General features: G+C 33.6%; 25 protein-coding genes and 1 tRNA gene. 10 read left to right on the top strand and 16 right to left on the bottom strand.

All coding sequences use genetic code 11. From position 1 onward, the window contains the following. The first annotated feature begins 46 nt into the window (after positions 1-46). From AC4FQX_RS14830 to AC4FQX_RS14790, 9 genes are all read left to right on the top strand, one after another. A complete protein-coding gene (locus AC4FQX_RS14830; protein WP_491168502.1) occupies positions 47-463 on the top strand; it encodes a putative signal transducing protein in 417 nt (138 codons plus the stop codon). Continuing rightward, on the top strand, positions 441-1079 hold the full coding sequence (gene bioD / locus AC4FQX_RS14825; protein WP_491168501.1) for a dethiobiotin synthase: 639 nt from the start codon (positions 441-443) through the stop codon (positions 1077-1079). Before AC4FQX_RS14830 ends, bioD begins: the two co-directional genes overlap by 23 nt. Positions 1080-1141: 62 nt before the next feature. Next, complete coding sequence (gene bioA / locus AC4FQX_RS14820) at positions 1142-2413, top strand: adenosylmethionine--8-amino-7-oxononanoate transaminase (RefSeq protein ID WP_491168500.1); 1272 nt, start codon at positions 1142-1144, stop codon at positions 2411-2413. Between the two features lie 13 nt (positions 2414-2426). Continuing rightward, positions 2427-3317 (top strand): LysR substrate-binding domain-containing protein, encoded by an 891-nt coding sequence (locus AC4FQX_RS14815; RefSeq protein WP_491168499.1) that lies wholly within the window; start codon positions 2427-2429, stop codon positions 3315-3317. A 79-nt stretch (positions 3318-3396) separates the two neighbouring features. Further along, positions 3397-4311 carry a YeiH family protein gene (locus AC4FQX_RS14810; protein ID WP_491168498.1) on the top strand — a complete coding sequence of 305 codons (915 nt, stop codon included), beginning with the start codon at positions 3397-3399 and terminating at the stop codon, positions 4309-4311. Between the two features lie 114 nt (positions 4312-4425). After that, positions 4426-4860, top strand: coding sequence for an SRPBCC family protein (locus tag AC4FQX_RS14805; protein ID WP_491168497.1), 435 nt, complete (start codon positions 4426-4428; stop codon positions 4858-4860). Next, on the top strand, positions 4844-5272 hold the full coding sequence (locus tag AC4FQX_RS14800) for an EVE domain-containing protein (protein WP_491168496.1): 429 nt from the start codon (positions 4844-4846) through the stop codon (positions 5270-5272). Before AC4FQX_RS14805 ends, AC4FQX_RS14800 begins: the two co-directional genes overlap by 17 nt. A gap of 12 nt (positions 5273-5284) precedes the next feature. Then, positions 5285-5749 (top strand): MarR family winged helix-turn-helix transcriptional regulator, encoded by a 465-nt coding sequence (locus AC4FQX_RS14795; RefSeq protein WP_491168495.1) that lies wholly within the window; start codon positions 5285-5287, stop codon positions 5747-5749. Positions 5750-5877: 128 nt separating this feature from the next. Next, a complete protein-coding gene (locus tag AC4FQX_RS14790) occupies positions 5878-7035 on the top strand; it encodes a beta-ketoacyl synthase N-terminal-like domain-containing protein (protein WP_491168494.1) in 1158 nt (385 codons plus the stop codon). Here the strand turns inward: AC4FQX_RS14790 and AC4FQX_RS14785 are convergent. From AC4FQX_RS14785 to AC4FQX_RS14740, 10 genes are all read right to left on the bottom strand, one after another. Continuing rightward, positions 7032-7511 carry a regulatory protein RecX gene (locus tag AC4FQX_RS14785; RefSeq protein WP_491168493.1) on the bottom strand — a complete coding sequence of 160 codons (480 nt, stop codon included), beginning with the start codon at positions 7509-7511 and terminating at the stop codon, positions 7032-7034. The two genes, AC4FQX_RS14790 and AC4FQX_RS14785, sit on opposite strands and share 4 nt — an antisense overlap. Before the next feature lie 40 nt (positions 7512-7551). Then, positions 7552-8418 (bottom strand): cupin-like domain-containing protein, encoded by an 867-nt coding sequence (locus tag AC4FQX_RS14780; RefSeq protein WP_491168492.1) that lies wholly within the window; start codon positions 8416-8418, stop codon positions 7552-7554. A gap of 111 nt (positions 8419-8529) precedes the next feature. After that, positions 8530-8910, bottom strand: a complete 381-nt coding sequence (locus AC4FQX_RS14775; RefSeq protein WP_491168491.1) for an endonuclease domain-containing protein — start codon at positions 8908-8910, stop codon at positions 8530-8532. A 259-nt stretch (positions 8911-9169) separates the two neighbouring features. Next, a complete protein-coding gene (bioB, locus tag AC4FQX_RS14770; RefSeq protein WP_491168490.1) occupies positions 9170-10252 on the bottom strand; it encodes a biotin synthase BioB in 1083 nt (360 codons plus the stop codon). A 73-nt stretch (positions 10253-10325) separates the two neighbouring features. After that, complete coding sequence (locus AC4FQX_RS14765) at positions 10326-11636, bottom strand: HTTM domain-containing protein (protein ID WP_491168489.1); 1311 nt, start codon at positions 11634-11636, stop codon at positions 10326-10328. Positions 11637-11638: 2 nt separating this feature from the next. After that, positions 11639-12568 carry a bifunctional riboflavin kinase/FAD synthetase gene (locus AC4FQX_RS14760; RefSeq protein WP_491168488.1) on the bottom strand — a complete coding sequence of 310 codons (930 nt, stop codon included), beginning with the start codon at positions 12566-12568 and terminating at the stop codon, positions 11639-11641. Positions 12569-12669: 101 nt separating this feature from the next. Then, a complete protein-coding gene (locus tag AC4FQX_RS14755) occupies positions 12670-14049 on the bottom strand; it encodes a T9SS type A sorting domain-containing protein (protein ID WP_491168487.1) in 1380 nt (459 codons plus the stop codon). 110 nt (positions 14050-14159) lie between these two features. Beyond that, the gene (gene pth, locus AC4FQX_RS14750) at positions 14160-14786 is read right to left on the bottom strand and encodes an aminoacyl-tRNA hydrolase (RefSeq protein ID WP_491168486.1); all 627 of its coding nucleotides are present in this window, start codon (positions 14784-14786) and stop codon (positions 14160-14162) included. Positions 14787-15002: 216 nt separating this feature from the next. Beyond that, entirely contained in the window at positions 15003-15614 is a 612-nt protein-coding gene (locus tag AC4FQX_RS14745) for a 50S ribosomal protein L25/general stress protein Ctc (protein ID WP_491168485.1), read from the bottom strand. A gap of 27 nt (positions 15615-15641) precedes the next feature. Then, on the bottom strand, positions 15642-16583 hold the full coding sequence (locus AC4FQX_RS14740) for a ribose-phosphate pyrophosphokinase (RefSeq protein WP_491168484.1): 942 nt from the start codon (positions 16581-16583) through the stop codon (positions 15642-15644). A gap of 157 nt (positions 16584-16740) precedes the next feature. Here AC4FQX_RS14740 and AC4FQX_RS14735 point away from each other — a divergent pair. Continuing rightward, positions 16741-16820 (top strand) — tRNA-Leu (locus AC4FQX_RS14735). 28 nt (positions 16821-16848) lie between these two features. Here the strand turns inward: AC4FQX_RS14735 and xpt are convergent. The 6 genes from xpt to AC4FQX_RS14705 all read right to left on the bottom strand — a co-directional run. Beyond that, positions 16849-17418 carry a xanthine phosphoribosyltransferase gene (gene xpt, locus AC4FQX_RS14730; protein WP_491168483.1) on the bottom strand — a complete coding sequence of 190 codons (570 nt, stop codon included), beginning with the start codon at positions 17416-17418 and terminating at the stop codon, positions 16849-16851. Between the two features lie 103 nt (positions 17419-17521). Beyond that, positions 17522-18373 carry a hypothetical protein gene (locus AC4FQX_RS14725; RefSeq protein WP_491168482.1) on the bottom strand — a complete coding sequence of 284 codons (852 nt, stop codon included), beginning with the start codon at positions 18371-18373 and terminating at the stop codon, positions 17522-17524. A gap of 41 nt (positions 18374-18414) precedes the next feature. After that, the gene (locus AC4FQX_RS14720; RefSeq protein WP_491168481.1) at positions 18415-18825 is read right to left on the bottom strand and encodes a tetratricopeptide repeat protein; all 411 of its coding nucleotides are present in this window, start codon (positions 18823-18825) and stop codon (positions 18415-18417) included. A 158-nt stretch (positions 18826-18983) separates the two neighbouring features. Next, positions 18984-19421, bottom strand: a complete 438-nt coding sequence (locus AC4FQX_RS14715) for a hypothetical protein (RefSeq protein ID WP_491168480.1) — start codon at positions 19419-19421, stop codon at positions 18984-18986. 26 nt (positions 19422-19447) lie between these two features. Then, the gene (locus AC4FQX_RS14710; RefSeq protein ID WP_491168479.1) at positions 19448-20857 is read right to left on the bottom strand and encodes a polymorphic toxin-type HINT domain-containing protein; all 1410 of its coding nucleotides are present in this window, start codon (positions 20855-20857) and stop codon (positions 19448-19450) included. A 5-nt stretch (positions 20858-20862) separates the two neighbouring features. Then, the coding region (locus AC4FQX_RS14705) for a phage baseplate assembly protein V (RefSeq protein WP_491168478.1) at positions 20863-21834 on the bottom strand (972 nt) is incomplete at its 5' end.

Raw genomic sequence — 21834 nt, 5'->3', positions numbered from 1 at the left:
ATCATTTATTCTGCTTCTTATTTCTTTCCTCTAACTTTGTACCATTATGAAAGAAGAATTCAGACAAATAGCTACTTTTCAATATGCAGCAGAAGCACAGATCGTAAAAGGAAAATTAGAAACCGAAGGTATTGAAGTATATTTATTTGATGAATTTACCATTGGAGTAGATCCGTTGGTCAGTAATGCTGTAGGAGGAATCAAACTCAAAGTGCATCAGGATCAGGAGGCTCAGGCAAAGGAGATACTAGAACAGATCAAAGTATTTTCTTTAGATGACGAAGGAGAAGCAGTTGTTTGTCCCAATTGCGGAAGTAATGAAGTAACTCTGAATAGTAGCATTACCGATCTGAAATCATTATTTTCTTTTATTATTGGTTTGTTTCTGATGCTTCTTCCGTTTTATATAACCTATAAATACCACTGTAATACTTGTAATCATGAGTTCTCCAAAAAAAAATAAAAAAATATTCGTTACCGGGATTTCCACAGATGTAGGAAAGACCGTTGTTTCCGCCATTATAACAGAAGCTTTGGAAGCAGATTACTGGAAGCCGATTCAGGCAGGAGATTTGGACTGTTCAGACAGTCATAAGATAAAATCTAAACTTTCCAATTCCAGATCGAAGATATTTGAGAACAGTTATGCTCTGCAAACGCCCGCAAGTCCACATTTAGCAGCACAATTGGATGCTATTACAATCGATTTGAAAAAGATAAAAGAACCAAAGACCGATAACCATTTAGTAATCGAAGGAGCAGGCGGAATTTATGTCCCTTTGAATGATAAAGATACTATTGCCGATTTGATACAGCCGGATTATAAAGTTATAGTTGTTTCCCGTCATTATCTGGGAAGTATCAGCCATACTTTATTAACCATAGAAGCTTTACAGAACAGGAAAGTAACCCTGGCAGGAATTATTTTCAGTGGAGATGAAAATGTTTCTTCAGAATCTGTTATTCTGAAGAAAACCGGAATTAAAATGATCGGCAGAGTCGAAGAAGAACCCTATTTTGATCAGAGTGTAATTGCAGAATATGCAGACCGTTTCAGGGAAGCTTTATTGGCATTGTAGCTTATCCGGAGTTTTTAAAACATTTAAAATTTAAAATTCAGCATTTAAAATAATAAAGAAAAATGAGTTTACAAGAACGTGATAGTCAGTATCTATGGCATCCCTATACACAACATAAAACCGCACAACCACATATTGCCATTGTAAAAGGCGAAGGTGCTTTATTATGGGATGAGAACAGAAAAGAATATATAGACGCCATTGCTTCTTGGTGGGTTAATCCTTATGGGCACAGTAATCGCTATATTGCAGATAAAATCTATAAACAGCTTACCACTTTAGAGCACGTTTTGTTTGGTGGATTTACACATGAGCCCGCTATTGTTCTGGCAGATCGATTGATGCAGATTTTACCCGATAATCAAAAGAAATTATTTTTTTCAGATAATGGATCGACTGCAATTGAAGTAGCTGTAAAAGCAGCATTACAGTTTTTTTATAACAAAGGAGAAAAGCGAACCAAATTAATTGCTTTTGAAAATGCTTTTCATGGAGATACTTTTGCCGCTATGGCAGCTAGTGGTATTTCTTTTTTTACAGAAGCTTTTCAGGGAGCCTTAGTAGAAGTAATTCGTATTCCTGTTCCGACAAAAGGAAATGAGGAGAAAAGTTATACAGCATTACACAAAGCCTTAGAACAAAATGATATAGCAGCGTTTGTGTTTGAGCCGTTGGTACAAGGAGCAGCCGGAATGATTATGTATGCTCCCGAAACATTAGATACCCTGATTACCATTTGCAAAGAACATAAAGTACTGACCATTGCTGATGAGGTTTTTACCGGTTTTGGTAAAACTGGAAAAAATTTCGCTTCTGATTATCTCAATACACAGCCGGATATGATGTGTCTGTCAAAAGCGCTGACAGGAGGAACGATTCCAATGGCAATTACTACCTTTACACAAGAAATATTCGATGGTTTTTATGATGATGATGTGAATAAAGCCTTATTTCACGGACACACCTTTACTGCTAATCCAACAGGATGTGCCGCTTCTTTAGCCAGTTTGGATTTATTACAATCAGAAGAGATTCAGAATAGCATACAGAGAATTAATAATAAGCACCTTGTTTTTCAGAAAAAGATAGATTTTCATTCTAAGGTGGCTACAACACGAGTGCTGGGCGTTATTTTTGCTTTAGATATAAAAACAGAAACACAAGAAAGTTATTATGGAATCCTTCGTAATAAGCTGTATAATTTTTTTATAGAAAATGGCGTTATTATGCGACCCGTAGGGAATATAATCTATATTATACCCCCTTATATTATTACAGATGAGCAGTTAGATAAGGTTTATCAGACTATAGAAGCCGTATTAGATACCCTTTAAACACATTTGAGATATGTTAGACCATAAATATCTTGTTTTCCATAAAGTAATACAGAATAAAAGTTTTACTAAAGCTGCAGAAGAACTGTATATCACACAATCTGCCGTTACGAAGAGTATTAAAGCTCTGGAGATTATTATGGGAGGTCCATTGTTAAATCGTTCTGGGAACAGCATTTCTCTGACCGATTTTGGACAGGTATTATTGGTTTATATTGAAGATGTAATTAAGCTGCAAAAATCATTATCTCTGGACATTAATTTGTTAAAAGCAGAAGTGTCCGGTAAACTCCGAATCGGAGCAAGTACAACCGTTGCCCAGTATTCATTACCCAAAGCACTAGCCCAGTTTCAGAAAAAATTCAGTGATTTGGAATTATCTCTCGTTGTAAAAAATTCAAGGAGAATAGAAGATATGGTTATTTCCGGAGAAGTAGACTTGGGTATTGTTGAAGGAATGTCCCAACAAAAAGGACTGACATATTCTCCTTATTTAAAAGATGAATTAGTAATAGTAGCCGGTATCCGAAATCCAATTGCAGAACAGTCTTTTTCTATAGAAGAATTTATTAAAACACCTTTAGTGGTCAGAGAATGGGGTTCCGGAACACTAGAAGTAATCTCTAAAAAATTACAAGAACATAATATTTCTTTAAGTGATCTGAATATTCAGCTTAATATAGAAAGTACAGAAGGAATTAAATCCTATCTGGATCATTCCGATTGTATTGGGATTCTTTCCATTCAGTCTATCGCAAAAGATTTGTTATATAACCGGTTTAAAATTCTGGAAATAGACAATATCCAGTTTTTCAGAGAGTTTTCTTTTGTTTTGCCATTGGGAGTTACTTCAGGTCTACCATTGTTATTTATAGATTTTGTAAAACAACAGGATTCCTTTTAGTTATCCCTCATGATTATTTGGAATTGGCGTAGTTTTATTAAAAGACGGTATTTTGTAGTACAAATAAAACATTTACCGTATGCGTTTTACTAAACCTCTTTTTATTCTTTTAATTATTCTGTGTCTTTTTCCTTTTATTAACTCTGTCTGGGCATTAGCATTAGGTGTTTTATACGCTTTCTTTTTTGCGAATCCTTATGAAAAGGTTTCAGATAAAGCAACCAGCTTGCTGCTTAAAATATCCATTATCGGACTTGGGTTCGGAATGAATATAACCGATGCTATGAAAGTAGGAGGGCGAGGCGCTTTTTTAATGCTTTCCAGTATTGTGTTTACATTGACAGTAGGTTATTTTTTAGGAAAAAAATTTAAAATAGTCGAAAAAACTGCTTATCTAATATCCGTAGGAACCGCTATCTGTGGAGGAAGTGCCATAGCGGCTATTTCGCCCCTTCTGAAGGTAAAACAAGATCAGATTTCATTAGCTCTTGGCGTTGTTTTTACACTTAATGCACTTGCTTTGTTTATTTTCCCCGTTGTTGGTCATCTTTTGCATCTTTCTCAGGATCAGTTTGGAATGTGGGCAGCTATTGCCATTCACGATACCAGTTCCGTAGTAGGCGCAGCAAGTCAGTATGGAGATGAAGCGTTGCAGGTTGCTACAACCGTAAAACTAAGCAGAGCCCTTTGTATTGTACCTATTGCGCTTATTACCTCTTATACACAACGCTCTTCACAAAAAATAATGATTCCTTATTTTATCTTTCTGTTTGTTCTGGCAATACTTTTAAATACTTATTTTCCTATGCCTGACCTTAGAGAAATTCTTGTATTTCTGTCTAAAAAGGGTCTTGTTGTCGTACTCTTTCTGATTGGTGCAAAACTAACACCTGCTATGATCAGATCCACAGGGATAAAAGTTTTTAGTTATGGTTTCACACTTTGGTGTTGTATTGCAATAGTTTCCTTATCCATTATTTATTGGTGGTATTAAAAAATATATATTCAGATTCTGCTTTTTAATTTAATATACTAAAATATTTTATAATAATTTTTATTATAAAATATTTTAGTATATTTATGCTTATAATCTAAATTAAAAAATAGTATGATAATTAAAGCTTATACAAAAATTACAAAAGAAATTACTCAAAAACAGATCTGGGATTTGATAACAGATGTTAACAATTGGAAATTGTGGGATAAAGGAGTTGATGATAGTTATATAAAAGGTGATTTTGAAGCAGGAAATCATTTTATAATTGTACCTCAGGGAGCCGGAAAAGTAAAAGTTGAAATTGAAGAAGTAATACAAGGATCATATTATAGAGATGTTACAAAATTTCCTCTGGCTAAAATGTATGATGAACACTGGTATGAAAACACTGATGAAGGTTTAAAAATAACAATTAGATTAACTATGAAAGGTTTATTAAGTAAACTATGGTTTCGTTTAGTTATGAAAAATATAGCAGAACAATTAGAAAATGATATTGAAACCCAGATAGAAGTTATAAAAAGTAAATATGGAACAACAAACTAAAAAATACTGGATAGTCTGTGTTTCAAAAGAGCATGCGGTAAAAGCAGTTAATGAAGGTGTTATACAGGCATGTCATGGTAAAAAGCAACCTTTAGCAAGAATGCGTGCTGATGATGAAATCATTATTTACTCCTCAAAAAATAAAATGAGTGATAAAACCTCCACTTTGCAGTGTTTTACGGCGATTGGCAGAGTGGCGGATAATTTAATTTACTCCTATCAGATGACAGCTGATTTTATTCCATTCAGAAGAAATATAAAATATTATTCAGCTAAAGATATTTCTATAGTACCTTTGATAGACCTATTGAATTTTATTCCGGATAAAAAATACTGGGGATATCCTTTTAGATATGGAATTTTAGAAATAAGCGCCCATGATTTTGATTTAATTCAGGATAAGATGATGTAAAATTATAATGAGATGAAAGATAAAGATAATGTGTTTAGTGTAATCGATGCCGAAGAAAGTACCGGGTTTTTATTATGGCAGGCAACTTCTTTATGGCAACAAAGGATAAAAAAGGAGCTTAATGAAAAATATGATATCACCCATTCTCAGTTTGTGATATTAACCAGTATTTATTGGTTTACATTACACAATGATGAGGTTACACAAATATCTTTATCGCAGCATACGAAGATAGAAGTAATGAATGTTTCTCAGATTCTTAAAGTATTACAACATAAAGAATATGTGATAAGGAAAGAACATTCTATGGATTCACGTGCCAAGTCAGTTTTTCTTTCGGAAAAAGGAAAGGATTTAATAATGAAAGCAATTACAGATATTGAAAAAATAGATGAAATGTTTTTTGCCGGATTGGGGAGCAATTTAAAATCGTTTAACAGATCTTTATTAGAATTAGCAAATATTAAATCGATTTAATTCATTTTAGATATATTTCTGCCGGGTTACTCCAACTGTAATTGTTGTGTTTCATAATATTTTACATTTCACGTAAAACATTTACTTCTTTAAAAAACCCTATTTTTGCATTCTAAAAAGAACTTATTTTGAATACTGTTATCGCAATAACCGCTGTGTCTTCCATTTCTCCGTTAGGAAATAATCCGGAAATGATTTGGGAAAACTATCTTCAGCAGAAACATTTTTTTACAAAGCAGAAATTTGGAGAGCAACGAGTATATGTAGCAGCATTAGATCCCGATTCAAAACAGGAAATTGAAGAATTAAAACAATCAGACAGTAAATATAAAACATTAGATAATTCTGTTTTATACGCTATTGCAGCTTCCCGTAAAGCAGTAAAACAAGCAGGATGGACTAAAGATTTTATTTTTGGTATTAATCTCGGATCTTCCAGAGGTGCAACCCAACTATTTGAGGAATACTATCAGGATTTTTTAAATACAGGAAAAGTAGGGACACTTGCTTCACCAACCACTACTTTAGGTAATATTTCATCATGGGTTTCTCATGATCTGCAAAGTAATGGACCGGAGGTCTCACATTCTATAACCTGTTCTACCGCTTTACACGCGCTTTTAAACGGTGTTGCCTGGCTAAGAGCAGGAATGGTTGATAAATTCCTAGTAGGAGGAAGTGAGGCTCCTTTAACCCCTTTTACGATAGCACAGGTACAGGCAATGAAGATCTATTCCAGAGAAGAATCTGATTTCCCTTGTTGTGCTTTAGACCTGGATAAAAACACAAATACGATGATTCTGGGTGAAGGAGCAGCTGTTGCTTGTTTGGAAATGGGAGAAAAAGAAAATGCACTAGCTTATATAACCGGTATTGGCTATGCGACAGAAATATTACAGCATAATATTTCTATTTCTGATGAAGCAGAATGTTTTAAGAAATCAATGCAAATGGCATTAAAAGGACTTGATTTAAGAGATATAGATGTAGTGGTTATGCATGCTCCCGGTACTATTAAAGGAGATTTATCAGAATATAAAGCCATTCAGAGTATATTTAGAGAAGACCTCCCAATGTTAACCACTAATAAATGGAAGATAGGACATACCTTTGGGACATCCGGGACGCTAAGTCTGGAACTAGGAGTTATGATGCTTCAGAAGCAGCAGTTTATAGGAGTTCCTTTTGCAAAAGCACAAAAACAGAGAACAGTTATTCGTAAAGTTTTGATTAATGCAGTCGGTTTTGGAGGAAATGCAGTAAGCGTGGTGTTGACCAGAGCTTAATCAGTAATAGTATTTTCTAATTCGATCATTTTTTCATAAATCATAGCACTTTCAAAACCTCTTCTGAGAAAGTAATCGCAGAATTTTTTACGTTTTTTTTGAACATTGCTCTCGCGAATAGTTTCCCAGTATCTTTCCGTAGCAGCATGAAAAGTAGAATAATATTCTTCCGTTGAGATTTCCTTTAAGGCTTTATCAATATTATATTTAGAAATATTTCTGAATTTTAATTCATTTACAATACGGATTCTTCCCCAGTGTTTGATACGGTGTTTTCCTCTTGCAAAACTACAGGCATAACGTTCCTCGTTCAGGAAGTTATTATCAATAAGATGTACTGTAATAAGATCTATTGCCTGTGAGATCATGTTCATTGTGCGTAGTTTTTGCACTACTTCAGTATGGCATCGTTCCTGATAACTACAGTAATATTCTAATTTTAGTTTTGCTTCCTCTACAGAATAGGTTTTGCTCATTAATTGTTTTGGGTTCAGTATAAATAAAAAGTCAGGAGGGTTATATTCCTAATTTTTTATGTGTTTGTATAATAGCCTGTTCATTTTTATAATCGATCCATTTTTGTCCCTTATGATGTCTCATCATATTGTCATAATTTCTCATAATAGTCAGGTTATAAACTGCTTTTGACAGATTACTGATTTTTCGTGGAAAAGCTCTTAGACTCATTGAAAAACTTGGAGTCAGATATTTCATATAGTGCCAGTAACCTTCCGGCATATATAACATTTCACCATGACTGATATTTGTAATCAGACCTTTTGTATACTGCAAAGCCGGCCATTTTTTAAAATCAGGATTATCAAAGTCAATTGCTTCATGAGAGATTAATGCATGAGGGACTTTGTAAAGGTAAGGAGTTTGATCCGGAGGGAAAAGAATGCATTGTTTTTTTCCGTTAAAATTAAAATGTAAGATATTAGAATAATCAATATCAAAATGCATAAATACCTTTGAATTTTCACCGCCAAAGAATAACATAGGTAATTGTTTTACCAGTTTGAGCCCTATATCAGGCCATTTGAAATCATCCTGTAATGAAGGAGCTTCTTTCATCAGGTTGTATAAAAAAATTCTGTAAGATGTTGGCTCTGATTGTAGCAGATCAATGTATTCGGACATTTTCATTGTAGCATGAGGTTCATTGAATTTGTCATCAGATGTTACAGGACGGTCATCATAAAGAGGAACAATTTTGTTCCCTGCAACTTCTTTTATATAGTTAAGTTTCCATTTTTCGTAAGCAGGCCATTCCTTTGTAAGCTGTTCTATAACGAGAGGTTTCTGCTTTTTTACATAATTATTATAAAAATTCTCTTTTGAAATGGTCTTTACACGTTCGATTTCTGTTAAATGTAATCGCATAGCAAACTTTATTTGGTTTATAAAATTATAAACTCAAAGTTAACGAAGGTTTTTTTAATTGTAAAAAAAGAACAAATATATTTTTTGTAAATAGGAAATTGAGGTTCTGTTTTATAATAAAATCCACTTTTTATTGTTTCTCCTCTTCCGGTTTTTTCTTCCCCTCCTTTGGAGGGATGCCCTCCGGGCGAGTTTAGTATCGTATTCTTCTTTATTATTATGGCTGGAACCATCAATTTCTATAATAAGCCCCAGAGTTTTGATATAGAAATCTACAATATAATTCCCGATGATTCTTTGTCTGTCAAAATCGATCTTCCAGAAAAGTTTTTTATGTACCTGCTGCCAAAAGATGACTTCTGATAATACACCTGCTTTTCGTAAAGCTCTGGCTCGGTCTTTTAATTTTATAGAATAAGGCAGATTTTCAATAAAGTTTCTATAGATGGGTATTCCGTTTATATGGGCTGTTATTGTTCTGTTGTTCTCCATTGATCTTTTTTTGTAGCTCTTCCTTTTTAAAGAAAATTTGTTTAATTCCTCTCCTTCGGAGGGGTAGAATTTTATTTTGAAGAGATGAAATTGGAACTACAGCTTCTTGTTTTCCAAATTTTAGGAACCATATGTTTTATTAAAGCATAAACATAAGATCAAACGATTATGTTTTTCTGATAAATAGAAAAAATACTTCTCTTTGAGGTTTCCACCCCGTCCTACGGACACCCCTCCAAAGGAGGGGAAAGTTTAAATATTATTTTTTAGAAGAAGCTTCCAGATTTTTTTCAATAGTATGACCGGGACGAGTCCATTTTGGTTTTTCACCTAAAGCCTGAAATTGAGAATCTTCAGCTTCTACCGTTTTAGGTTGCATTAACTTGATGAATGGTTTTTGAGGTTGCAGTCCCAGCATTTCGAACATTTTCATATCCTCATTTACGTCAGGATTAGGAGTGGTCAGTAATTTATCTCCTGCGAAGATAGAATTAGCTCCTGCAAAGAAACACATTGCCTGTCCTTCACGGCTCATTTGTGTTCTTCCTGCTGACAAACGAACCTGAGTTTCCGGCATTATAATTCTGGTTGTAGCAACCATTCGGATCATTTCCCATATTTCAACTGGTTTTTCATCTTCCATCGGCGTACCTTCTACAGCTACCAGAGCATTAATCGGAACCGATTCCGGTTGTGGGTTTAAAGTAGACAATGCAACAAGCATTCCGGCTCTGTCCTCAATACTTTCTCCCATCCCTATAATTCCACCACTACAAACCGTTACGTTCGTTTTACGGACATTCTGAATGGTTTCCAGACGATCTTCAAAGCCACGTGTAGAGATTACTTCTTTATAATATTCTTCCGATGTATCCAGATTATGATTATAAGCATATAAACCTGCTTCTGCTAAACGTTGTGCCTGATTTTCGGTAAGCATACCTAATGTACAACATACTTCCATATCCAGCTTGTTAATAGTACGAACCATCTCTAAAACCTGATCAAACTCAGGGCCGTCTTTTACATTACGCCATGCAGCACCCATACAAACACGGGATGAACCACTGGATTTTGCTCTGAGCGCCTGTGCTTTTACCTGGCTAACGGTCATTAGATCATTTCCTTCAATATTGGTGTGATAACGAGCTGCCTGAGGGCAGTAGCCACAATCTTCCGGACATCCGCCCGTTTTGATGGACAGCAACGTAGAAACCTGTACTACATTAGGATCATGATATTTCCTGTGAACAGAAGCCGCTTCATAAAGGAGATCCATTAATGGCTTGTTATATATTGAGATAATTTCTTCTTTAGTCCAGTTGTGTTTTGTAATACTCATTTTCGGGGGTTTAAATTGTTTCAAAAATAATAAATTATAATTTAATGGTAAGTGGTGAAATGTTTTTTACACTTTATTCATAAAGCACTATCCAGTCATTATGAGAAAAATAGTTCCATTTTGCTTTTGCAAAATCTACTTTTGGGTCAACAAAGGTTTTAAAAGGACTTCCATTTACTGATACCTGAGAATGTATATAAATGGACACGTCTTTCCCTTCTTTCTTGTATTTCTTTTTGATATGTTGTGCCATTTGCCACATACCATCCGGTTTTGCTGATATAAAGACAATTTGTTTATGTGTCAGTTCTTTTTTAAGATTATATACTGTTCTCTTTCCGGTTGAATTATCTACAACTATATAACTGATATAGCCGGATCTGGAACGTAGCATCATGCGCCAACTTAATCGATGTCCTTCCTCTGTCCAGATAACATCCCCTTTGATAAAGTAATGTCGAATAGGTAATAGTAACTGAATAATAAAAAATGGAATAAAGAAATAGTATAAAACAGATTTGTTACTATAATCATTTTCTATATTCTGATTTTCAATAGTTGGTTTTTTTCGCAAAAAAAGAGATCGTATTTTTTCAGGAGGGTAGAAGAACACGGTAAAACTCAGTGCAAAAAAAGGAAAGATTCCGATCTGTAATACCAATGCATTGAACAGATGAAATATCAGAGCACAGATTAGGGCGATTGTTCTCGTTCTTTTCCACAGAAGTAACGGAACGATTAGCAGATCAAAGAAAATTCCTGTATAAGCAATAAAAATATAGAACCATTGTTTTGTAAACAGAATGCCAACTATCGGAAAATGCGTTTTGTTGGCAAATAGATTTCTAGTAAAAGTGCCATTCATCCAGTCGGGATAGAATTTGGCTACCGTTGCAAAGAAATACATAATAGCGACCTGAAGGATCATTACAACAGCGCACCATTGAGGCATACTCAGTGATTTTATCTCCGGTTTTTGTTTTACATCAATAGAAGCATAACGATTTGCCGGAAGGAAAAACATGATAATGCAAACTAGTATTAGTAAATAGTAATGATTGTTATAAGAGGACTTTTGCATTAAATAAACGGCAGTCCACAGAATAGTAAAAATTCCCAGACTCCATTTATATTTGTAACCGATCATTACAAAGAGTCCTGAAACTCCCATTACCATAAAATAAATATACATCCAGTTACCCGGTAAGGGCTGAAGCCATTCAAAACCAATATGTGAGAAAGTAAACTGAGGTTCGATCAGTACCTTTCTGACCCACCCGGTAATAATTGCGCCGAAAGTTTCAGCAGCTAACAAAAAACCAAAGAAGATTCTAAAAACGATTAAAGCAGAATTATCCATGGATTTAAATAGCCTATTTCTCATGTTTAAAGATTTTTGACAAAATTGACAGAAGTAACTTTATCTTTTTCCAGTTGTTGGCGAAGAGCATCAAAAGAATCGAACTTTTGCTCCGATCGGATTCGGTGTAAAACAGAAACCTGTAATTCCTGACCATATAAATCCGCATCAAAATCAAAATAGTTAACTTCAATCGTTTGTGCTTTTCCATCAACTGTAGGTCTGACACCGATATTCATCATTCCGTAAACCGTTTTAGTATTGATGATACTTTTTACAATATAAACACCGTTTTGAGGGATTAATTTATAATCCTCTTGAATCTTAATATTTGCAGTAGGGAAGTTGATGGTTCTTCCTAGTTGATTCCCTTGGATAACAACTCCAGTCAGTATATAGTTATATCCTAGATATTCATTAGCCAGAGTGATATTTCCTTCAGTTAGAGCTTTTCTTATTTTAGTAGAACTTACTGATACTTCGTTAATTTCTTGTGCCGATATCTGTTCTACTTCAAAATTATATATTTTACCAAAAGCAATCAGGTCATCAATAGTTGCAGATCGGTTCTTTCCAAATTTATGATCGTATCCGATTATGATTTTTTTGATATTGAATTGGTCTACTAAAATATTTTTCACAAACTCTTCTGCAGACAGCTGAGAGAATTTTTCGTCAAACGGATGTATAATCAGATGATTTAGATCTGTTTTTTCAAGTAAAACAGAACGTTCATTGATGGTATTCAGTAATTTAATATCTGAGTTTTGGTGAAGTACCATTCTGGGATGAGGGAAAAAAGTAAGTACTAAACTTTCGTTTCCGGATTCTTTTGCGCTTTTTGTTAAACGGTCTATGATTTTTTTATGTCCTATATGTACACCGTCAAAAGTGCCTAATGTTACGGTGGTCTGGTGTTGGGATTTGAATTCCTGTATGGAGTTATAAATTTTCAAGAGTCAGTGTTTTAATAGCTGCAAATTTAGAGTATACTTTGGATAAATAAAAAGAGGATTGAAAATATCAACCCTCTTTTTCTCTTAATTTTAAAAATACCTTATTTTTTTATAAAACGCAGTGTTTTTGTTTGTTTGTCAGTATGTATTTTAATAAAATATACACCAGTACTGTATTTTGAAACGTTGAGGTTCAAATCACTATTTTTGGTAACCTGAATTTCTTCAATTGTTTGTCCTAAGTAATTATATATGAAATATTTAATAGGTTTCCCTAGGTTTTCCGGTACGGAAATATTTAAAATATCCTTTGTTGGATTTGGATAGACCTGAATTACTTTTGGATTATCAGGAGTTGTAACATCAGAAACCTCACATTTTAAAGAACTCACAAGAGATTTTCTTCTTGGAGAATTTAATAGCACAGTCTGCATACGTGTTTTTTGATCCTGCGTAAAGATATTCATACAAGCGTCCGGGGTATAATCCATATAATTTTCAATCATATCACGAGGTGTACAGGAAGCGTGTTCTATACAAATTGTATTGGCTTGATTTGCAGCAGGAGTATCTGTGCAGAAATCGTCAATATCACAATCCGAACTGTCTCCCCATATATGTATTAAACCAAGCCAGTGCCCCACTTCATGTGTTGTTGTTCTTCCTTTGTTGTAGGGTCTCATATAGGTGCCCTGTGGGTAAATATCTGATGATCCAAAAGCCTTATAAGAAATAATTACACCGTCTGTAATTGCGTTTTTTCCGTTTGATGGGAGTCCTGGCAGGTTCGATGAAGAAGGAAACTGAGCATACCCTAATACGTCTTCCATGCTGTCAAGTCCGCCATTTCCTTTACCAAAGCGACAGGTCCATATATTAAGATATTCTTCCGGATTCCATTGTGTTTGTGGTTTCAGAATAGTTTCTGCCTGTTGCTCCCCAAAATCAGTAATATTCAGATTGACGTGATTTATACCGTTAGTCTTATTTCCGTTTGGATCCGTTCCGGCTAAACAGAATTCTATTTCTATATCAGCACCTACAGCATTATTATTAAAACCGGGAGTTCCTGTCATTCTTCTGAAATCCTGATTTAATACAGTTATTTGGGATTGTACTTGCTCATCCGTTATATTTTCGCCTGTTCCATATTCATCTCCATTGTGAACAACATGGACTACAACAGGAATGGTAATAACAGTTGATCGGATTTTGCCATTTGCCTTTCTTCTTTTTAATTGTTTTATTTTTGGGTTTAGCCATTTTTCAAACTCAGTAGAAGAAAGTCGTCGAGGATCTTTTTTCTGTAAAGAAGCCTCATATTCTGTAGTAGCACATCGAATTAGTCCGTTAGGATCAATATTTTTTTTATTAACTGTTTGTCCAAATAAAGTTACATCATTACCGATCTGAGCATAAGAATTATTTATAGCTGTCAGAAATACCGTAAAAAATACTACGAAAAGATATTTTTCTCTCATAAAAAATAGTTATACTGCTAAAGTATTACTTTTATATTAAATAATTTAGAGAAAACGGTCTAATAGATGTTTTGGAGTTAGTAAAAATAAGGCAAAAGACTATTTATGAGCTATTTGCCGTTAAAAGTATTCATTGTATTATTTAGTCCGGCTGTTCCAAAAGAGCGTATCACTTTACATGCAGTTGCATAGCGTTCCGGTAATCTGGTTTGTTCTTCCTCACTCCATTCTCCTAGAACATAATCAATTTGTTGTCCTTTCTTAAATTCATCACTAATACCAAATCTAAAACGGGCATATTCCTGAGTATTCAAGATCAGATTGATGTTTTTAAGACCATTATGCCCTCCGTCACTGCCTTTTCCCTTTATTCGGATCATACCAAAAGAAAGGTTCAGATCATCAGTAATAATTAGAATATTTTCCAAAGGTATATTTTCTTTATCCATCCAGTATTTAACCGCTTTACCACTTAAATTCATGAAAGTGTTTGGTTTCAGTAATAAAAAAGTTCTCCCTTTAAATTTATACTCAGCGAGGCTACCCAGTTTAACCGTTTCAAAAGTAAGAGATTCCTCTCTTGCCAAAGCATCTACTATTTTAAAACCAATATTGTGACGTGTATTAACATATTCGGCTCCGATATTACCTAAGCCAACAATTAAAAATTTCTTCATAGGATCGTTATTTCCTTCCGTTCTTTTCTGCTTAAAAATAGTTTTAAACCAGTTTATCATGGCGCAAAATTAGTTTTTATTGATTGAGTTTCAAAATTAAGGGGAAGTTAAATGTTTTTAGTAAAATGTTTTTTGTGAGAAGTAAAAAGTGAAATGAGTGCAAGGAGGAATGCAGGGACTTTGTGTATAGACCTCTCATTAACAATATTTTACTTTAAGAAAACAAAAAAAGCATCAACGATGAAGTTGATGCTTTTAAAATATTTAAAGGGGAGATTATTTTTTCTTTCCTTTTGCCGGAGTTGCTGCAGCTTTTGCTGCTTCTTGAGCTGCTTTCATAGCCGCACGAGAAATTCTAACTTGAGCAACAACAGTGTTGTCCGGGTGTAATAATTTATATTTATCAGAAGCTAACTTCGTCACATATAATTTGTTACCCATTTCAAGAGGAGTAATATCAGCCTCTACGAAATCAGGTAAGTCTTTTGGTAAAGCTTTCACTTTTAATTTACGTGTGTTAAGACGTAAAACACCACCAGCTAAGACACCTTTAGACGTACCTACTACTTTTACAGGAACTTCTATCGTGATTTCTTTATTGTCAAATAATTGAAAGAAGTCAACATGTAAAATTTTGTCACTTACAGGGTGTACCTGGATGTCTTGTAAAACAGCGTTGAATTTTTTACCATTTTCCAATTCGATCGCAACGGTGTGCGCGTTTGGAGTGTAAACCAAGCTTTTGAAAGCTTTTTCTTCTGCTTGAAAGTGTACTGGTTGATCTCCTCCGTATAACACGCAAGGAACCATTCCAGCATTACGTATGATACGCGTTGCCGCTTTACCCACGCTTTCTCTTTCAGATCCTTTAATCGTAATTGATTTCATTGAAATAAAAATATAGTTAATAATAATTTACATTAAAAATTTTCCACTAATGGAATTGTTGTGATGCACCATGTGCATTACTTCTGCAAAAAGAGGTGCACAACTCACCACTCTTATTTTTTTTGATTCTTTCTTTAAAGGAATAGAATCTGTAACAATCAGTTCACTTAGCTGAGAGTTTTCAATTTTTTCATACGCATCCCCTGATAATATAGCATGAGTACAGATTGCTCTTACGCTTAATGCTCCTTTTTCTATCATCAGATCAGCTGCTTTAGCAAGTGTTCCCCCTGTATCAATCATGTCATCTACCAGTACAACATTTCTCCCTTTAACATCTCCGATCAATTCCATACTATCAATAACATTTGCAACTTTTCTTTGTTTATAACAGATTACTACATCTGATTCTAAAAACTTAGAATAAGCATAAGCTCTTTTCGAACCTCCCATGTCTGGTGATGCAATCGTTAGGTTTTCTAAGTTTAAACTTCTTACATAAGGCAAGAAGATAGTAGAAGCAAAAAGATGATCTACCGGTTTTTCAAAGAAGCCCTGAATCTGATCCGCATGCAGATCCATAGTCATGATGCGTGTGGCGCCTGCTGCCTGTAATATATTTGCAACCAGTTTTGCTCCTATCGGAACTCTTGGTTTATCTTTTCGATCCTGTCTCGCCCATCCAAAATAAGGGATAACGGCAGTTACGTGTCTTGCTGACGCTCTTTTAGCAGCATCTATCATTAGCAATAATTCCATTAAGTTATCTGAGCTAGGGAAGGTAGAGCATACTATAAATACACGTAAACCTCTAATAGACTCTTCATAGGATGGCTGAAATTCGCCATCACTATATTTCGAAAGCGTAACTTTACCCAGCGGTACTCCATAGCTTTTCGCTATTTTTTCTGCTAAATAAATACTTTCAGAACATGCAAAAATTTTAGCTTCTGGTTCTTGAGGCAGCATTTTAATTTATTGTTTAGTAGTTAGTTAGTTGTTGTGCGTTGAAACGAGGTGCAAATTTAGGAATAAAATTGAACTCTGAAAGGATATTTTCAAGTATTTTTCTTTAAAAATAGGAATTTTTTTTTACATTTGCATTCACAATTGGAATACATCAATTGCCTGGATGGCGGAATTGGTAGACGCGCACGACTCAAACTCGTGTACTTCGGTGTGTGGGTTCGATTCCCACTCTAGGTACAAAGCCTCTCAGAAATGAGAGGCTTTTTTAATACTCAAAAAGAATCTTGTTATCTCCCAGTTCTTTTATTCGGGCAAGTGATTCCACGTGGATATTAAGATCATTGAGACGTTTTCTTCCTTCCTGAAAAGATTTTTCTATAATAAACCCCATTCCGTAAAGTTTGGCGCCACTTTTCTCTATCAATTGTTTAACACCTATTGCTGCATTTCCATTGGCTAAAAAATCATCTATAAATACAACTTTATCTTCCGGACCCAAGAAATTGCGACTTACACAAACGGTGTATGTTCTGTCTTTTGTAAAAGAATAAACAGAAGAAGACACCATGTTTTCCATAGTTTTAGGTGTTGCCTTCTTAACAAATACAACCGGTAGTTCCAGTAAATAACCCAACATAATTGCAGGAGCAATTCCGCTGGCTTCTATAGTAATAATCTTATTGATAGGAAGATTACTAAACCGACGTACAAACTCCACTCCAATAGATTTCATCAATATTGGATCCATCTGATGATTAATAAAACTGTCTACTTTAAGGATTCCACCTTCAAAACTTTTACCTTCTTTTAAGATACGGTCTTTTAATAGCTGCATTATAATGAGAAATTTTAATCAAAGGTAAATGATTTGTTGTTGGTTTTTGTAGTCTGGAATTATAGTCTCTTAAAAACGATAGGTTTTGTGTTTTTTGTATTAATTATTCTTTTGATAAATTTTCACTATTAACTTCCTTCATGTTTATGTTAATTTTGTAATTTAAATCGTCACTTATTGTTTCTTCCAGATTTAAATCAGCAATCAATATCTTGGCTGATTTCTTTTCGAAACTATAATTTATTGATAATTTAAAATTATAATCTTCAATACAATATTCAACCTCGTTTATTTTATTGATAGTTGCAAGTATTTCTGTTTCATTCGTTATTCTGGCTTCCAGGTGAATTTTAGTTATATCTCCTGAATTAGAAATATCAGCAATTGTGAATTTATATTTTATTGCCATTTCACTTATTAATCTGGAACTGAATATATATAAACCGCTATATTCTTTAAAACGGTAACACTCTGGAAAAAGAATAATATATTGTAATTCATTCTTTATATTTTCATTAATGGAAGTTAAACCTAATTCATAAGCATCAACAAATTTTTCTTGATCTTTTAATATGGGGAAGAAATCATTTAATTTTTCTTCTTTCCATTGAAGCCAGTCTTTTTCTAATTGTTTTGTGTTAGTTAATGAAATTATTTCACCTCCTAAATATCGATCAAAACATAATCTTTTAGGGATATTAGTAAGAGCTAAAAAATGATTTAAAAACAACTTAAATTTATCTTTATTTGCTTCTCCTTTTATTTGTGTTAATTCAAAACAATTGGAAATCTTTGATTTTTCTATTTTTTGTTTAAAATAGATTTGAGATTCAGTTTTTAAAGATAAAGGTTTTTCATTTCGATTTCTTGTAAATTGGTTTTGAACTTTAATATTATAGGAGGTTTCAAAATCTTTTAATTCAAGTAAAGACGGATTTTTAAATATATTTAGCATTGGTTTGTTTCTATAGAAATAAATGTTTGGATTCTTTCTTTTTAAAGTGTTTTTGAAATTAATTGATAATATTTGGCTTGTTCTGGCAAAAAATGTTTTTTACCAGATTCTTTATGTATTTGTAAGAAACATTTTTTAGCTTCTGTTAAATTGTTTTCTTTAAAATAGGATTTTCCTATTTTAAATAAAGAAAGAGGTAATTGTTCTTTATCTTTACATTTTCTGGATTTGTTATAATACTTTCGTGCATTTTCAAAGTCTCTAGCTTCCATAAAAGTATCTCCCATTAATATATATAAAGTTTCAGCACCTATGTTTTCAAAAATAGGTTCTGAAAAATAGGTTTCTGCTTCTTTGTAAAAATATAAAGCCTTATCGTACTTTTTTTTCTTAGTAAATAATTTTCCTTTATTTACTAAAGAAACTATTTTGGTAAATTTTACTCGATTCATTTTTTCAAATAATAAATAGTTCTCTTATTTATATTTTTTATTTTGTAAAGGCAAATTAGATATGGTTCTTTAATTCTGTATTTTTTAATGATGCAGATAAATACTTTTTTCAATTATTCCTATTTTCTTGTATAATGTTTTGTGCTTATGTTTAGTTTTTATTGGATGGATTTTTTATGTAAAATATTTAATGCTTTTTTATTGTTTTCGTCAAGTTTTAAAATTTGATCTAAAATATTTTTAAGTTCATTTTCGTTTATGATTTTATCAGGTAAATCAACAAAAAAAAGAAGCCATTCCCAATTGTCTGTTTTTTTTGGATTAATTTTCACTACTTTCTTTGCTAGTTCAAATGATGTTCTATATGAATTTTCAAAATGACATAGAGAGGTTGCTAATATCATTGAGGAGAAAGATACTATATCTTCATTGTTGGAATTCATTCCTATATAAATCATAAATTCATAATATTCTTTTGATGGATGATCATATGTGTCTATTTCGATTTTCGAACTTAGTTCATTGTATGAATTTTGGAATAAAATTAAAGCTTCCTTAAACTGTTTTTCTTGAATTAGTTTTTTTATAGATTCCATTTTATATTATTAAAGAAATTGTTTTTCTAGTTTACCACCCATGCATCGGAAATAAAAATTCTATCACCTATTTTTTTATATGTTACTTCAACGGTTTCATTTCCTATTTTTAGAACTGATTTATTTACTGATTTATATATGTCTTCAGTTCCTTCTTTTAGAGTTTTTTCAATTATGTTAGATACACTATCCCAATTAACATCAGGTAATAATTTTTGCCATTCATGATGATCTTGTAAAATATGCCTTATTTTATTAGGGTCTGAAATTAATTTTTCCATAGCCTCTTTTATTGCTTTATGGCATAAATTAAGAACTAAAACCCCTTCTTCTCCAACAAAATAACAATGAGAATCTTCTACTTCAAAATTATAAACTTTTGTTTTTTCTTTTATAAGATTTATAGAAACTACTTTTAGCGATTCTCCATTTTTTGATAATAAATGATCTCCTATTTTTATATGTTCTGCATCTTTAAAACCATTCTTTATAAAGAAAGGATGCCCTTTGGTTGTTTTGATTGTATCTTTTTCCGTAATTATTTCTAATATCTCATCTACTTCATTTTCAAATAAAGTTACTACTTTTTTGTAAACTATATTGTTTTTTTCTAAATCATAACTGGTTACAATATCTCCAATTTGTATTTCTTCTATGTTTTTGACTCCGTATTCTAAATGTATAATAGTTCCTGCCGGAAAACACCAGGTTTTAGGGTTTTTTAATTTACTAAAGCTTGATTTTTTTAAAGCTGATTTTAAGTTTACTTTTTCTAACAGATTAAATGCTTTCGGTCCTAAATTTTTAAAGGCTCCTTTTAAAAGTTTTTTTGTTCCTGCCTTAGCTCCGCCTTTTAATGCTCCTTTTACTATAGAACCTATTCCTAATGTACCTATGTCCACTACGACCATTAAACTATTGAATGTTCCCCATCCCCATCGTCCTTGTTCAAAGTCATTATAAGCATCTCTTCCACTACCCCATACAGGAATAAATCCTTCCCAAAAACCAGCTTCACCCACTGTATCTCCATATCCGGCATCGTTTAGTTTTTCCTGAGCTTCCTTTTTCATATTGTTAACCTCTTCTTCTATTTCTTCAGGTAAAGGGATTTGACCGCTGGTTAAGAATTCAATAGTTCCCCCTGTTTTGCAGGGGCAAGTGCTTCTTCCTAATAAGGTTTCTATTCCATTAGCTTTTACAGGACATGTATTTTCCCAAGTCATAGGTGCTGTTGCCGGAATGCAAATTTCTTCTGTAACTTGACACATCATAAAAGAAGGGATATTTGTTATGGGTTCTCCGTCTTTATTTGTAGCAACGAGAAGTTCTTCTATGTATTCAGATGTGTTATATGTTGGTTTAAAATAATCAGGTGCTGCTCCCTGATCACACATCATTAGAGCTTTTTCAACAATAAATTCTAACTCATCCATACTACTTACATTATATTAGTATCTCCTGAAGAAATAACAGCAGAAGGACCTCCGGCTATAGTAAGGTCACCTCCAGCATTTAAATCTGTTTCTGCTCCACTATTCAGATTTAATTTTCCAGAACTTGCATCAATCATTATATTTCCTTCTGTTGTAGAAATAGTAATACCACTTGCATCAATCTTTATTGAAGTTCCTCCAACGGAAAGGTTAATGCTGGTATTCCCACTTATATTTATATTTCCTCCTGCGTCCATTTGTAAAGAAGAATTTCCTTCTCCTACATTGACGGAATGATTGCTTCCTGCGTTGATGCTGTGATCTGTGTTTGCGTTAGTTGTGGCATTTCCGGCACCATTAAAAAACATATTAGCCCCGCCTTTATCAGCCAGATTCACAGAGCCGTCCTGATCATTTAATACTAGTTTATTCCCGGAACGGGTTTGAATGGCTTTCTGATGGTTGTCTTTCATTCCGTTTCCGGGTTTTGCATTTCCGTTAAAGTTCATTCCGGATACATAGGCGGCATCGGGGTCATTTCCGGAGAAGCATACTCGTACTTCTTCTCCTACTTCAGGAAGGAAAATCATTCCTTTTCCGCCACCGGCATAAGAAGTCTGAACCCGAAGCCAGTCACTGATATTTTCTCCCGAACGATCACTCCAGAAGTATTGTACTTTTATACGCCCCATTTCTTCAGGATCATTATTGTCTATTATTATTGCAGGCTGATCGTAAGCAAAACCATGAGCAGTTGGATCGGTATATGGAGGGTGGATGCAGTCTACCGGAATTCCTTCCAGTTTATTACTAAAATCCCCGGTACTAAGGCTGTAAAAACTACATTTGGTTACTATAATATGATGAGTAACGGTTTTGTTCTGAATAGTTACAATTTGCCCAATGTTGATGGGTTGTTGTGTTGTTGCGGTATAGGTAACCATCTGAGCGGCTTTTCCGGCAGTGGCTAATTTGCT

The organism is Flavobacterium sp. AK-301 (genome assembly GCF_058310215.1).
The sequence above is the reverse complement of the archived record's forward strand: the minus strand, read 5'-3'. Positions and strand labels throughout refer to the sequence as shown.

Bases quoted from the DNA above. Each gene is read 5' to 3' on its own strand.
- AC4FQX_RS14830 (WP_491168502.1), top strand. From the start codon at position 47: ATGAAAGAAGAATTCAGACAAATAGCTACTTTTCAATATGCAGCAGAA.
- bioD (WP_491168501.1), top strand. From the start codon at position 441: ATGAGTTCTCCAAAAAAAAATAAAAAAATATTCGTTACCGGGATTTCC.
- bioA (WP_491168500.1), top strand. From the start codon at position 1,142: ATGAGTTTACAAGAACGTGATAGTCAGTATCTATGGCATCCCTATACA.
- AC4FQX_RS14815 (WP_491168499.1), top strand. From the start codon at position 2,427: ATGTTAGACCATAAATATCTTGTTTTCCATAAAGTAATACAGAATAAA.
- AC4FQX_RS14810 (WP_491168498.1), top strand. From the start codon at position 3,397: ATGCGTTTTACTAAACCTCTTTTTATTCTTTTAATTATTCTGTGTCTT.
- AC4FQX_RS14805 (WP_491168497.1), top strand. From the start codon at position 4,426: ATGATAATTAAAGCTTATACAAAAATTACAAAAGAAATTACTCAAAAA.
- AC4FQX_RS14800 (WP_491168496.1), top strand. From the start codon at position 4,844: ATGGAACAACAAACTAAAAAATACTGGATAGTCTGTGTTTCAAAAGAG.
- AC4FQX_RS14795 (WP_491168495.1), top strand. From the start codon at position 5,285: ATGAAAGATAAAGATAATGTGTTTAGTGTAATCGATGCCGAAGAAAGT.
- AC4FQX_RS14785 (WP_491168493.1), bottom strand. From the start codon at position 7,511: ATGAGCAAAACCTATTCTGTAGAGGAAGCAAAACTAAAATTAGAATAT.
- AC4FQX_RS14780 (WP_491168492.1), bottom strand. From the start codon at position 8,418: ATGCGATTACATTTAACAGAAATCGAACGTGTAAAGACCATTTCAAAA.
- AC4FQX_RS14775 (WP_491168491.1), bottom strand. From the start codon at position 8,910: ATGGAGAACAACAGAACAATAACAGCCCATATAAACGGAATACCCATC.
- bioB (WP_491168490.1), bottom strand. From the start codon at position 10,252: ATGAGTATTACAAAACACAACTGGACTAAAGAAGAAATTATCTCAATA.
- AC4FQX_RS14765 (WP_491168489.1), bottom strand. From the start codon at position 11,636: ATGAGAAATAGGCTATTTAAATCCATGGATAATTCTGCTTTAATCGTT.
- AC4FQX_RS14755 (WP_491168487.1), bottom strand. From the start codon at position 14,049: ATGAGAGAAAAATATCTTTTCGTAGTATTTTTTACGGTATTTCTGACA.
- pth (WP_491168486.1), bottom strand. From the start codon at position 14,786: ATGATAAACTGGTTTAAAACTATTTTTAAGCAGAAAAGAACGGAAGGA.
- AC4FQX_RS14745 (WP_491168485.1), bottom strand. From the start codon at position 15,614: ATGAAATCAATTACGATTAAAGGATCTGAAAGAGAAAGCGTGGGTAAA.
- AC4FQX_RS14740 (WP_491168484.1), bottom strand. From the start codon at position 16,583: ATGCTGCCTCAAGAACCAGAAGCTAAAATTTTTGCATGTTCTGAAAGT.
- xpt (WP_491168483.1), bottom strand. From the start codon at position 17,418: ATGCAGCTATTAAAAGACCGTATCTTAAAAGAAGGTAAAAGTTTTGAA.
- AC4FQX_RS14725 (WP_491168482.1), bottom strand. From the start codon at position 18,373: ATGCTAAATATATTTAAAAATCCGTCTTTACTTGAATTAAAAGATTTT.
- AC4FQX_RS14720 (WP_491168481.1), bottom strand. From the start codon at position 18,825: ATGAATCGAGTAAAATTTACCAAAATAGTTTCTTTAGTAAATAAAGGA.
- AC4FQX_RS14715 (WP_491168480.1), bottom strand. From the start codon at position 19,421: ATGGAATCTATAAAAAAACTAATTCAAGAAAAACAGTTTAAGGAAGCT.
- AC4FQX_RS14710 (WP_491168479.1), bottom strand. From the start codon at position 20,857: ATGGATGAGTTAGAATTTATTGTTGAAAAAGCTCTAATGATGTGTGAT.